Below are 14,082 nucleotides of genomic sequence, written 5' to 3' on the forward strand. Positions count from 1 at the left end.
AAATCACTCCTTGTTGAAAAACATGTAAGTTGTAAGACCAGTTTCTATAGCTGAATTTTTCTCAGCATAATCAATTGCTTGTTTCCCGCTATTATCTTTAATTGTTGCTTTTGCTTTCAAATTCTTTAGTTCACTTGTATAAAAATCGCTTTTCTCAATTACCGCCAAATGTAACGGCGTTTGTTTTTCGGAATTCTGTAAATCCACATTCAAACCATTAACTTTAATTACTGAGTATAGTGCAAATGTGTCTTCCAAAATTGCATAGTGCAACAGAGAATTGCCAGTCTCTTTATCTTGTGCATTTACTGTAATCTCTTTAGCTGCAATAGCTGCCTTAACTTTCTCAGCATCTAACTTACCATCTGTACTATATTTGTCATGTAAACCTTGCACATATTCCCCTCCTGCTTTGGTCGATGAAGCGTTCGTATTCCCTGTATTAGTTTCTGTAGATGCTGAATTAGTAGTATTGGTTACTCCTTCTGCAAACGTTACAGTAGATGAAGTAACACCATTAACTGAATATCCGAAAGAACTACCTGCGTCACGTACACCTACGTATAATTTGTCATTAACATTCATAGCTTCGACCGATTTTTGATTACTACCTACTACAATTTTAACCGTTTTAGGAGTTGCTTTTAAGTAGGTGACTGCTCCCACTGCCGTTCCTGCTGTTAAAGTGATACCTACTATTAAACCTAATGCAAATGTTGGAATTTTTTTCATTGTTATGTACCCTCCCGATATAGAATGGTGTATTTCTGTATTTCTAATATATACCCATTCTATATCGGTTATTTAAGTATTTTGAATTAGTTCAGCTTAATAGTTTGACCGTTGATTGTAACTGTTCCAGTAGCTTTAATATCAAGATCTCCTTGAACATTTAACTTTGTACCTGTTGGAGTCATTTCAAATACAGAACCATTTGAAAGTCCCATTTTCAATGAACCCTCTTGAGCAAGAAACTCAAACTCTTTACTGATTGCTGTAAACTTTCCCTTGTCAGACCGAACGGATATGCCATCATCATTCATGTCAATACTGCGTTCAAATCCATAGTTGCTACTTTTATACTCACTTTTATATCCTCCATTACGCTTACGATTAACAACTCGACCATTGCCCGTGTTATCACCTGTACCAATATACTCTGCTGGTGTGGCTGCATCTCCGCTTTCCTCAAACGTTAGAACACGCTTCTCTTTGATATCTCCCTTATTGAATCCATATTCATAAGCAATAATTCCCGTGTTTTCAGTGGTCAGAATTCGCTTTTCTCCATCTTGCCAATACAATAATCTATCTCTGGAGTCTTTTGCCTGTGTTTTCGTGCTCACTCTTGCAGTAATAAACTTTATAAAATTATCTTGAATATCAATGTAGTCAATATATTGCCCGACTTCAACGTCCTTACCAATCGTTTTAAGGCGATTAACAGTTAGATTGTTAACATAACCATCATCAGCTAAGATTGTATTCACTTCGAGCATCTCAGCTACCAATTTACCCACATTGATAATATCTAGCTTATCCATATCAATGTATCCTGCTTCAGCATCAATCAAGATGCTTCCATCTTTACCAATGAATTTCCCTTTTTTAAAAATAGCTTCACCATTTGGTTTAATAAGTGCAGGTGCATCTTCTGCGTTTTCCGCTCCTGCCCAGAATCCCTCACTCGGATAAAGTTTCATTACTCCACCATGACCATCACGAAGAATGATGTATGAGCCTTCAATTCCCCCGCCCTTGACAGATGGATTGTTAATCTTAAAGTCTTCTGCATGGACAATACCGTCAGTATCTGCCCAAAATAGATCAACCCAAATTGGCTTATCAGCAGTACCATTATTGCGTTGCACTGCGAATCCTTTGATTGCGTTCATAACAGTTCTGTACACAGTATCGTTTCTTGTTGCTGTAATGCCCTCTACGCTGTCGATTAATACGTTATTGTAGTAGCTGCCAAGCTGAACACTACTATACTTAATCGAATCATTAATCCCTTGTACAATTTGTACTACAGCATCAAAGTAGGCTTTAAATTTCTGGATAAACTCATCACGGTTGATATCAGATGTAATCGTCATATTGCTCAAAAGCGGCTCAAGATACGTAATCAGCGCATTATAAGCAGATGTAAATGGAGGGATATCAATTCGAATGGTATCGTCACGACTTGTCTTCTTATATGCGTTAGCTTGATCTAGTAACTTAGTATACTCAGACATGATTCTGGTGCGTTCGCCCAATACTGTTAATTTTTCAATTCCTGTCAATTTACCATCAGTAACAATATTTTCGAATTTACTAATATTCATGTACTTCGTAAAACCATCAAGCAACAATCCATTATCTTTATCAATGATCTTTAAGGATTTCGTGGTCATATCTTGAGTGTACAAATAACCATTATTATCAACAGAGAATACCTTGTCATAGTTATAACCATTCCAACGTTCAATAGTAAAGCCGCCATCCTCTTCAACGCTAATTTTATTGATTGGAGTTTCATCATCTTCATCATCTGTAGCATAGCGATTAACAGTCATACCAAACTTATCAGGTTCTTCCTGAATTAAACCAAGAAACATAGCTTCTCTTCCGTGTCTGTCTCTAATTGTCGTTGTTGGTCCTTCCATTAACCACACGCCGTCGCTGTCACCAATGACAACACGTTGGGAAAGAACAACTTTACCATAAAGCGTCTCTGCCACTATTCTATGTTTTTGTGGTAGCAACCATTCTTGTTTATTCTCAAGAGCTATACTTTCTTTTACTTTTAAGGCTAAATCTAGAAAATAATCACTGTCCATTTCAATTGCAGCGTTAGCAAGCCAATCCGCCAACACAGATTGATTAAGCTGCTTTAAGTTGTGTGGCTCTTGGATCTTCTTTTTCATTGTGTTTTTTACGAATTTCTTATTAATTTGGAAAACATTCAATTCTCCACCAACTTGTTCACATGCAAGATAATTAAATGTATTTTCAAATGTCTTTCTAACATCTAATCCCCATTCTAAGAATTCAGATGCTCTATTAAATGCTTCCTTCACTTTGAATCCCGCTGCATATACAGCAATGCCATCTTTTGGAGCTTCAATTCTTTTGACATCAAAATTATTCTCACGATCAATTACATAGATTACAGGAGTTTTCTTTTCCATTTTACACAATACTGCACATATTACTCCGTTTGTACTTTCATTAAATGCCTTTTCTGTCTCAGGAAATTTATACAGATAATCAGGGAGCATTCTTCTAATAATATCTCTTAATGTGTAGATATTTCCATCTGAGTCTTTGTAGACCTCATATACTTCTTTAGCCAACTCATCGGCTCCAGATAAGAAAAGTACTGCTTTTTCTTTTTTGTTGTATGAAAGCTTATTAGTTTCTCCACAACGGTATGATTGTCCATTTACTGATACGGATAAGGCGGTATCTGCACCTGTATAAATTTCATTTTTAGTCATAATAATTAGATTAGCGCTCATATTATCTCCCTTTAATATATGTATTTTTATTAATAATATTCATTTACTCAAAGTTATATCCCGCTTCCTCCAACTTACTACACAGTTCATAATAGATATCTGCACTTTCACCAGATAGTGGTTTATCATATGTACTGAGTTTTTCATACAGAAAGTCATTCATAAACGCTTCATTAATCCACTTCATTTCTTTCTCATTAATCTCAATCAATCCTCTCACCACCCTTCACCATAATAAGCATTACAATTCAAACGGCAATCCATTATATTTCTTGAATAAATCCCTTACCTTGCTTTCTTGATCAGGTTTTAAATCTCTGTTACCAGTTAAAAACATTGAGAATTCTGATAGTGAGATACCTATTCCTCTTGCAATGAAATTCTTCTTTACTCCATATTCCTTAATTACATATTCGATTTTTTCCTTCACATTCATCATTATCACCTCTTATTTTTATGTATGTTTATTATTAAAACCCCATCAATTCTAACTCTTCCAAGAAATCTGAGTATTGATCAACATCATAATCATGTAATTGAAACTCAAACATACTCAAGTCGCTACAGATCTTAGTTGGATTTTTCATTATTCCCCCGCTCCTTTCATTTATTCTATCAAATCGTCCACCTTCTTAGTAGTTGTTGCCTGTTGATGTTTCCATCTTATCATCCGAATTTTATTTTGTATATATTTATTTATAAAAATATACTTTTTTATTTATCCTCATATGATATACAAATTGACCACCACTCAGTGCGTGTCTCATGACACATTTGAAAGAATTTCGCCAACTAGAGTGAGACTCTTTTCTCGTTGGGCAATTCTGTCGGATGTCACTTAACTATTCCTTTTATGGGGTTGTAAATCTGCAACATGTATACTCTACCTGACCTTCATATTAGACACGCCTTCAACCAAGACTCATCACGACACAATATGTGAGCTTTGCATTTAAGCCTATCTTTAGTCGATGCCCTCGATAATATCGCCGCATCACATCATTTATGTTTTATTTTAAAATGTTGCATATGTTTATTATTAAATGATAATATTGTTCTCATAATTACTTATGGGACGGTGTTAAATGAAAAAAGATAGAGTTGAGCTTGAACCTCTACTGATCGAAGTTATTGATCAAGTGAAACACAATCGAAAGATAGTTCAGCAAATCAATGACGTTTTTAGAGAGTATGGGTTGCCATCTGGCACGTTTCAGTCAATCAGTAGATCCAAAAACGAAGTTTATTCATTAGATGCAGCAAGGTTGTATGTCCTAACACATGCACTCCATATCACAACTAATAATAATGCTATTTCACCTTTCGAATACTTCACTATAAAAGAAATAGACCAAGCCAAGGAGTATATAAAAAAGACAAAATCGAATAACGTCCTGGAATTACCTATTATACTGGATAACGTTATCAAAATGAGTGATGAAGAATATGTAACTAAGATAGATGCAAGTACATTAGTGCAAATGTATTTATCACAACTGATTTTTTACGATTTTGAAACGCAAAGAAGTCCAAAATTTAAAAAGCATGGGAAAAACAGTTTTATTGAAGTACCAGAGATAAATAAAAGTAGTGTTGATGATATATCTCAACATATGTTAAACGGAATCTATCTTCCAGACACAATCACTCTCAATGTTTATTCAGAACAAGTTGAATCGATTAGCTATGCTCCCAAGACACAAATACTCACTATAAATGAAGAAGCTATAATCTCAATACTTGATGGATTTCACCGTTTACAAGGAGCTGTAAAAGCTTTTTCAGTCAATCCTGACTTAACTCAACAAATGTTCTTGTCAATACGTTGCTATGATAAAGACACAGCTAAAAGATTCTTTGGACAAATAAACACGGTGAATATTGTAAAACCGGAAAGATTGAAGGAATTAAAATCTGAAAAGTATTCGGATAAGATTGTTAAGGATCTTCAGCGGAAGTCTGAGCTAACTGGTAAAATTGCCTCCGCATCAAAAGTGAGTAAGATAGCTGGTCAGTTAACAACTTTCGATACATTGTCTTACGCCATTGAAAAAGTGTTCAATCCAACTAACTTTATTGAGGAACGAGAAATCGCACAATATCTAACCGATTTTTTTGGGTATCTGATTGCTTATTATGTTGATGAATTCAAGGATACTAAAACAACATATATGAATCACCCAAAGATGTTTGCTGGATATATTCAAATCGCGAAAATATTTAAGAATGAAAATATAAGCTTGAATAAACTTAAACAATATGTTGATGAAATAGACTTTAATGATTCCGAATTGATTAAGGCTTTAGAGGATCGTAGCACAAATAAATCGAGAAATATGACTATCACTTACTTCGAAAACAGAGGTGTACTAAATGTCTAACAAAATATATGAGGATACTCTGTATAATCAAGCTCAAAAACTGAGGTATTTAAACAACCACAATGCGAACACAAGAAGCATATACTATCGGGTGTTAATCAGAGCATCTTCTCTGGAAGAAGAGTATGGCAAAGACTTATATAATTTTAATATTGTAGAAATCGAACAATTGTTGAGTTTCTTGAATCCTAAGACACTCAGTTCGTGCAAAGTTGCTACTTCAACTATCCAAAGATACATACGATGGGCGATTGAGCAGGGACTCAGAACAGACAATACAAACCCTTTAGATGCTATGGTTGATAAAGATTTCATGAACAAATTTATTGATCAATCGAATGAGTTATTATTTTCCAAAGAAGACATAGACAATATTACGGGTAGATTAACTAACTTCATTGATGCTGCTTTGGTACAATCTATATTCGAAGGAGCCTTAGGTAAGGGATATTCTGAGATCCTTAATCTGCAATTTAACGACATTGATGAAGCAAATAATCAGATCACTTTAACTAATAGTATTGAAGATGGACAGACAACAACAAGAATATTGAAATTACGGGATGATTCTAATTTGATCACCTTGTTAAAGAAAGCGTTTGAACAAAAAACATACTATAAAAACAATGGTAATCCATCCCCTAACAATAAGTCAGATGAAATTAAATTAGTCGATAATAATTATATATTTAGATCTGCTGCTCTTAATATTAAACACGAAGATAAAGCGCACCCTCATATGGTTCTACGTAAGCTTAAATTAATGTCTGAGTGGTTTGGATATCCATATTTGACTGCTATTAATTTACGAAACAGCGGTATGTTATATGAACTTTACAGGCTTTATATGACATACGATGAAATTGAAAAAGAGCAGTATGATATTTTATGTGATAAGTACAATGTTAACAAATCAAAGGTAGGATATTACATTGTATCGAGATATAAAAATGAATTTTTAAACCTACAGACCTTAAAACAGATTTATGATATAGAGTGAGCAAAATCCTGCTTTCCCTATACTTTATTAATAAATATAAACATAATATATACAAATTACATTTATCCGTGTACATTAAGATTACCAAATATTATTTTTGATATAAATATTATATGTTTGGGAATGTTTATTTAATAGATCAATGATCTATCAAAAGAGGATTTTATTAATAAACATAGTTATATTTTAAACCACTACCTATTCTATAGGTGGAATTAATGGGAAAGGAGTAAAGACAATCACAAACAAGGATGATGGTTTTTGCAAGTCGCAAAAAGCCTTGGCGAAGGGGCTAATGTGACAACAAGGGTATTGACATTGTGTCAAAAGCCTTACCAAAAACTAAACACTCTTATGAAAATATGAATATTAAAACTAGCTTTAACTGAGTTACAAATAAAAAGGAGAGGTTATTTGATAACAGAAAATTTACACGTTGGGTTAGTGGCAAAGAATTATAAGCACATGTGTCTATTATTAGGTGAGTCGGTTATGAAGGGCAAATCTAGGCAATTACAGTTGAAAAGATGGGGTTGTTATTTTGAACATGAGAATAGCGGTCAAAAATGGACAATCACAGAAATATTTGACGATCCAAAAGAATTAGTAAAAGGGGGGAATTTCACTCCATACATAGGCGAAATAAACAAATTGATCGTGCAACTGCTATTGTGTACAAAAGAAAAACGTGTGATATTGCCCAAAAATAGGTTATTCCTATTATTGAATATGATAAATGGGAATTACAGAGAAGGTAAAAAGAATATCGCAAGTCTAAGCGAATATTTAAATATGGCGAGGATTGATATATATGATTTTTACAACTCTGCAAACGATGTTCTCACAGGAAATATTGAATCATCATTAAAAGATTTGAAGAATAAAAAGGCGGTTTTCCACCATTCTGTAATGATGGTTGTTAAAGGGAATATCTCACATGAAGCAACTGATGCAGAAATGGATATCATCTACCCTATTCAGGCTAGAGTATTAAAGGAAATGGGATTTGATAGTATGGTTGATGTGTATAGGACTGGACGAATCGAAACATATACAGATAGAACCAATAAATTGTTAATTGCTGAAGCAGGAATATCATATGTATATGAAGCTTATAACATCTATCTGAACAGAGAAGTTTTACAAAAAGAATTACATAGAATAAGTAAAGACAAGGTAAAGGAAATAGAGGAAGGGTTGAATCAGTCAGTCAAGGAAAGATTGGTGAATCTATCCGAAAAAAGGAGAGATAGGGAAATAGCAAGCATTGATCAGTGGTTTGGTGTTTCCAATTATAAAAAAGGATACAGAGTGAGTGACAATTACATAGGTAATCAAATCAAGCTGGCAGATGTTTTAATAGATAGCAAACATAAATTAATTGTTGATGATATCAAAAAAATCAATGATAAGTGTGGGAAATAAGGAATACATATCAAAAAGTGTCACCTAAAAACCATAGTACTATATATTCTATTATAGGTGTTTGGGTGACACTTTTAACAGTCGTTCAATTATATAAGCGTAAGCAATCCATAATGAGCCGTGAAGGTGAATTGCCGTAGGCAAGAGGATGGTGCGGCAGGTCTATTATTTTGACAGTACTGCTTGCCAGTGCTGGAAATATAATAGAGTTGGTATTAGCATCTTGCACTTGACCTAAAGTATGAGCAACTCTAAGCGTAAAGGTCAAGAGAATCGTCACAAAAGCTGCGCTTATGTTCCGTAGTCGGTTCCCGCCTTCGTTAAGTTATAAATTCTCAATTTCAAATGCAAGAGAGAAAGTCAAAAGCGCTTAAACATGGATGAAGTGTATAACTAGTCAACTATTACTCTCACGTCAATTCTAAGCTTCATTTACTTATAGTATTATGTATAAATTCAAACTATACCTGCTTCCCCCTACACTTATGACTCCCTTTAGTTTGAGTATGGATTTCACTGATTAATTATAATGAAAATGACAGGTCCCGTCCCGTTGTTGGGTTAACTACTGAGTCGAATACAATTGACCGCTGGACTAATAGTCCATCTTAATAATCAAGTTACATATAAAAATAGCACTCCATAAGAGTGCCATGAACTTTACTTATACTAAACTAAGAACAAATTAAATCTATTTGTTTTGTTCCCGTAAATCCAAAAATCCACCCTATCCTCATAATGTGAAAAGGAGACTTCCGTATAATTAGGGGTCGTGATGGACTCTTGATCCATTACAATTGTTATTTCTGAATCTACGATTATGTAATCCTTGAGAATATCATCGGTAAAATTGGATATACCTTCAACTCTATATCTAACCTTATTACCTATACAAGCTTTAAGAATACCTTCTAGCTTGCTAACTTCTTGTTTAATATCTCTTTCTTTCATTTTATCACCTCCATAAATATACATTCTGCACAAATCGAGTAAATCCTTCATCAACCTCCAAATATATCCTTATATTTCGACAAAATAAAGGCGTAAATGAGTGTTGCTGATTTAGATATAATGCAATACAGATTAATGCAAATCTCTTATTGGTTGATGGATGTAGAGTTGATTTGATGATGGGATTAAACACCTATAAAACTGTAGGGTATTTAATAGTCGCGGAGTGGAACAGATAGCGGATTATTTTCCAGTTCTAATAGGTTTTATAATTTAAAGTACCCCCACCGTATTGAACATAAAATAACTATGCGGTGTGAGTGGAACAGATAGCGGATTATTTTCCGAATTCAACACTATTTAGGATGTAAAATACCCCCCTGCTCTACACAATTCATTCACTTAAATAAATATCAACATAACTATATTAATAAATATAATATATCAAAATAATACTCTACAACCGTTATCGACTATTATATAATTATACTTCAGTCATCATTGCAACTCTTTCATTCATACGCTTAATCGTCAAAGACATACTCGACTATTCAAAAGCTAAGAAGAAAGAACGCAAAAAGAAAACGTCTAAGACTTCTCACAAAAGTCGTAGACGCAAGCGCTAGGCTCCAATAGCCTGATGATATAGAATGGAACGGACACTAACACCGTTCCTCTTTTCCCTTACATTGTAATCAAATCGTTGCTTATGGTCAACACTAGACAAGTCACTTATAATCAAATTAAGACAAATCAAACTATGAGAGGAGTTGAGAATATATGTCTAGTTCAAAACGTGAAGGTTCTTTACGTTTGTCGTTATTTATCATTTTCACAGCTTTAGCGATTGCCGTACAGTCTAATAAATGGGCTACTATTATTGTGTCATTTGTTGCCTTATATTCTCTTGTAACAGGCGTATATAGGCTCACACGCAAAGACTGAGGGGAGTGTTTTTGATGTTAGAAAAGGATAAACTGTCTGACCAACTTGATTCAATCATGACTCAGATTATGACTACAGAAGAAGCTGCTATGCTTTGGAATCTCTCACAGGATCGGATTAAGGCTTTGTGTGCATCGGGACAAGTCATAGCAAGTAAGCGTGGTAAAACGTGGCTTATACTCAAGGAACAGGATAACCCAAAACAAAGAAATAAAGACTAAGAAGTCCTAAAGTTAGGGCTTCTTTTCTTTATGTATAGGATAAAGCCCATACAGTCGCGTATAGGCTTGTGTGCTGCTAGAGTCTATCCATCTTGGCAAGCATCTTATCCCTAGTAGGATTAGTGTATAACAATGTAGTGTGTATGTTACTGTGTCCAGCTTGATTCGCAACCTCATGCACACTCATATCATTCTCTAAAGCATGAGAGCAGAAGAAGTGACGCATATCGTGAGGTGTTAGCTCTTTCCCTATAACAGTCGAGTAGTGCTTAAACAGCTTATTGATTACTGTCCTGTCTATCTTACTACCTCTATTAGAGACGAATAGATATTCACTATCTATTCCCTTCTCGCTTCTCTCCTTGATCCAACTGGACATTGCTGTCTTTGCCTTACTGCTTATGATTACGGTACGCTGCTTATTCCCTTTACCCTCATACACAATCAATTCCCTTGATGTTAGATTGAAGTCGCTCATACGAATGTTCAAGCACTCACTAATACGCAAGCCACAGTATGCAAGCAATGAGACAATGCCATAGTTACGCTTCGAATCACTCTCTAATACTAACTGTCTGAACTTCTCTACGTCTGCAAGCCCAACGGTAGCCAGTGAAGCATATTGAATTTGGAGCTTAAGCATGTCCTTCTTGCTTAATGCCTGTTCTGTTTGTACATGTGATTCAATAAGGAAATCATTAAATTTTATCAATGCTGAAATCTTAGCATTAATGGATGATGAACTGTTTTTCTTGATTGTCTTCAAGTATGAAATGTAATCCTTTATATTCTCTCTATGTAATTTCTTAAATTCAGTACCCTTACTTTCCTCAAACCATTTAATATATCCTTTAACATTAAGTATGTAACTTTTGATTGTATTAATACTCATATCATCGTTTTGTAGATGCTGCTCAAATAATTGAATCATTACTTCCACTCCTATCAATTATGTTGCATTGAATATAGGCTAATAAGTTATAAATTATGTTGCATTTCATACTCTTATTGTACCTATTATTAGCCTACTTTGCAACATAATTAATATTATGTGGCATTATATTATTTGAGAAATTTTACTGTGAAATAGATTCATAGAGTAGATTAATAATCAAAGTAAGATATTCAATTGTAACGTTCAGTTACTTTAGAATTCTGAGCGGTCTATCGATTCGGGAAGGGACAGCATTTCGAATATTTTGCCGATTGGCATAGCTCGCGACGTCGCGAGGTTTCCAAACTGATCAACTGCTTGGATGAAACTATATTCAAATGAGGAGATGTCTCCTCATATTAAAATGGGAAGTAAGTGTATATATAGGGTCGTCCCTACATTTGGAGTGTCTATATTCTTCATATAAGGTCGTTGTCATACCGACCACGACTAACGTTAGGTCGTTGACTTTGGTGATTAATCGGTAAAAGCGTCGATGTCGTCGTATTTGATATTTCAGATGTAACGAATCGTTATATCCGAACCATGTATGTAGTTTTAACCATACATTTCACAAGGTGGATAATCTTCCACCCTGTTTAATCTGTTAAACAATGAATATCTGTTACACGGTGAATACACGGTATATGGTGCGATGTCGCACGATTTGCCATATACAATAAGGGTTTATCATGTAATCATGTGTAACTAACTGTAATGTACACGGTGAAACCTATATATAGTAAGGGTTATTACCTGTTAGGAGGCAATACAGGGCTATTAGGCGTTGTCTGAAGGTGGATCAGGATAGGAAAAAGCTTGATATATAAGGGGATTAGCGTGTGGAGGTACGTGTATATTATGCATAGGAAATGGATGTTAATCGAGATATTCACATCGTAAATGCATAAAAAGCTCAATGTTTATAAGGGTTTTAGTGTAAATAAATGGCTAAAATAGCGTAATCGAAAACTGTATCGTGAATATTAGTGAATATATATACATAATATGCAGTGTTTATGCGGTTTTTATGCATGATTATACATCAAAATGTTATATTAATCAAAAAGAAAAAGCCTTATCCATCAAGGCTTTTACATTTACAGTACACGTATCGTGAAGATAACGTAGATCGCGGAGTAGAACACATATATCAGCACAATATTATGATTTAATCTTCACGTAAGTCTATCCAGCTTCTTCTGAAATGTTCAATCCCTCAACATGTATAATATTGTTATCAGCGAATACACTTACTTCTGGTAAAACCTCTGTCACCGTTTTAGACGGTAACGCATCAAGCACGCTATTTCTATAGTGTGAATTCACTCTTAAACTTAGCCTTGAATCAAGAATGCTTATTATTCGCTTATCGATTTCAGATCTTATCAATCTTCCTGTTGTGCCTTGGTTATTACTGTTTTGTGCCTATTTGTGTTTACTAAGAATATAAAAATTCACAATCATATCTTATATTTATCTTCATTCTTCGTACATAATTAATGTACAAATCATCAGACTCTTTAAAGTTTAATAGCGCATAGTTAATGTAGTTTTCTCCTCTAACACCTTTATAAAGAATTCCATTGTAACCAATCTCCTTACAACATTGCGCTATAAAATTAGTTAACGAATAGTCAGAATTATATATCCCCTCAATGTTTGTATTCTCTCTAACTAAATCATTAAAGTTATAAAAAAGCCTGTCAATATCTAGCATTTTTAAAGACTCTTTAATTATAACATCAGCAATACAAACGTCTTGTTTGCTCGTAGTGTTAATTTCGTAAGGAATAGAGTCCATACTGTCACAACAATATAAAACAGAGCTACCAACCGGATTGTATCGTCCATGACTAGCCCACGATTGTGGAGGATTCCACATCTGATCTGGGACATAATTCTTTTCGCTCTTTGAAATATTTCTTCCTCTAAAAAGAATTCTGCCAGATTCAAGCACAACATAATGTTTCAGCCTATAATGCTTTAATAAAAGCTCATAAATTAATCGACCAACGCGATGCAGTGAACCAAGCATATTATTATTTTTTAGATAATCTGAAAATTCAATCAGATCAGTATATTTCAGATCAATTGCGTAATCAGACGCGAAATTTCTTATTTTAAATGAATTACACATATCATAAAACTTCTCTATGTCTGCTTCACTGTACACTCCATCTTCCATATAGAATCTATACTCAGAATGATTTCTATCCGACAATGGATCACTTCTGTTGTATCCAAACCCGCAGTTCTGGCAATATAACATTAACAACAAGTCTTTTTGAACTCTAGTGTCTAAAAGTGGGAAAATAAATTTAGAGATTTTATTACCCAACATAGATAAATTTTCTAAGTCATGTTCGGATAAATCATATTCTCCTTTTTCACGAGAACTGTCTTTAATCAATTGTTCTATTACTGCCCCTTCGCAGTGAAAACAATAATCTATTTTACTAGAAATGCTCTCTGACAACGCTCGAATAGAATTGTTATAGAAATTATCCATATCGACATAGAAACTTTGAGGTAGTATCTTTTTTTGACAGGAGCATAGTAAATCATCATCTTCTTCTGACAAGTCAAAATATGAACTCAAATACTGTGGCTCAATCTTTAGCAATAAATCTCTAATAAGTTTATATGAATTTTTTTGAAAGCAAGTTGGACATTTAAAATTATAATACATGCTAAATTCACCTTTCTTATACTTTTG

At 34.1% G+C, this 14,082-nt stretch carries 11 protein-coding genes; 4 read left to right on the forward strand and 7 right to left on the reverse strand.

What is annotated here, in order from left to right; all coding sequences use genetic code 11:
• Window positions 1-3: 3 nt before the first annotated feature.
• The 4 genes from NST45_RS18390 to NST45_RS18405 all read right to left on the reverse strand — a co-directional run bounded on the left by NST45_RS18390 (window position 4) and on the right by NST45_RS18405 (window position 3,945).
• Window positions 4-732 (reverse strand): ankyrin repeat domain-containing protein, encoded by a 729-nt coding sequence (locus tag NST45_RS18390; RefSeq protein ID WP_339823416.1) that lies wholly within the window; start codon window positions 730-732, stop codon window positions 4-6.
• Window positions 733-818: 86 nt separating this feature from the next.
• Entirely contained in the window at window positions 819-3,506 is a 2,688-nt protein-coding gene (locus NST45_RS18395) for a hypothetical protein (RefSeq protein ID WP_339823418.1), read from the reverse strand.
• A gap of 43 nt (window positions 3,507-3,549) precedes the next feature.
• A complete protein-coding gene (locus tag NST45_RS18400) occupies window positions 3,550-3,717 on the reverse strand; it encodes a hypothetical protein (protein ID WP_339823421.1) in 168 nt (55 codons plus the stop codon).
• Between the two features lie 30 nt (window positions 3,718-3,747).
• Window positions 3,748-3,945, reverse strand: a complete 198-nt coding sequence (locus NST45_RS18405) for an HTH domain-containing protein (protein ID WP_339823424.1) — start codon at window positions 3,943-3,945, stop codon at window positions 3,748-3,750.
• Between the two features lie 646 nt (window positions 3,946-4,591).
• On the opposite strand from NST45_RS18405, the gene NST45_RS18410 reads away from it, so the two are divergent.
• The 3 genes from NST45_RS18410 (at window position 4,592) to NST45_RS18420 (ending at window position 8,312) form a co-directional block, all read left to right on the forward strand.
• The gene (locus NST45_RS18410; RefSeq protein ID WP_339823427.1) at window positions 4,592-5,887 is read left to right on the forward strand and encodes a DNA sulfur modification protein DndB; all 1,296 of its coding nucleotides are present in this window, start codon (window positions 4,592-4,594) and stop codon (window positions 5,885-5,887) included.
• Complete coding sequence (locus NST45_RS18415; RefSeq protein ID WP_339823430.1) at window positions 5,880-6,887, forward strand: site-specific integrase; 1,008 nt, start codon at window positions 5,880-5,882, stop codon at window positions 6,885-6,887. Before NST45_RS18410 ends, NST45_RS18415 begins: the two co-directional genes overlap by 8 nt.
• Window positions 6,888-7,379: 492 nt before the next feature.
• On the forward strand, window positions 7,380-8,312 hold the full coding sequence (locus tag NST45_RS18420; protein WP_339823432.1) for a hypothetical protein: 933 nt from the start codon (window positions 7,380-7,382) through the stop codon (window positions 8,310-8,312).
• A gap of 669 nt (window positions 8,313-8,981) precedes the next feature.
• On the opposite strand, the gene NST45_RS18425 is transcribed toward NST45_RS18420, so the two are convergent.
• Complete coding sequence (locus NST45_RS18425) at window positions 8,982-9,263, reverse strand: hypothetical protein (RefSeq protein WP_339823434.1); 282 nt, start codon at window positions 9,261-9,263, stop codon at window positions 8,982-8,984.
• Window positions 9,264-10,222: 959 nt separating this feature from the next.
• Between NST45_RS18425 and NST45_RS18430 the strand changes: the two genes are divergently transcribed.
• Window positions 10,223-10,429: a helix-turn-helix domain-containing protein gene (locus tag NST45_RS18430; protein WP_339823436.1), complete on the forward strand. Its 207-nt coding sequence runs from the start codon at window positions 10,223-10,225 to the stop codon at window positions 10,427-10,429.
• Window positions 10,430-10,505: 76 nt separating this feature from the next.
• Here NST45_RS18430 and NST45_RS18435 read toward each other — a convergent pair whose 3' ends face one another.
• Together NST45_RS18435 and NST45_RS18440 are read right to left on the reverse strand one after the other, a co-directional pair.
• A complete protein-coding gene (locus tag NST45_RS18435; protein ID WP_339823439.1) occupies window positions 10,506-11,360 on the reverse strand; it encodes a tyrosine-type recombinase/integrase in 855 nt (284 codons plus the stop codon).
• Between the two features lie 1,444 nt (window positions 11,361-12,804).
• On the reverse strand, window positions 12,805-14,055 hold the full coding sequence (locus NST45_RS18440; RefSeq protein WP_339823441.1) for an RES domain-containing protein: 1,251 nt from the start codon (window positions 14,053-14,055) through the stop codon (window positions 12,805-12,807).
• Window positions 14,056-14,082 lie beyond the last annotated feature (27 nt).

Source organism: Paenibacillus sp. FSL R7-0163 (assembly GCF_037969975.1).
Taxonomy (GTDB): Bacteria; Bacillota; Bacilli; order Paenibacillales; family Paenibacillaceae; genus Paenibacillus_AQ; species Paenibacillus_AQ odorifer.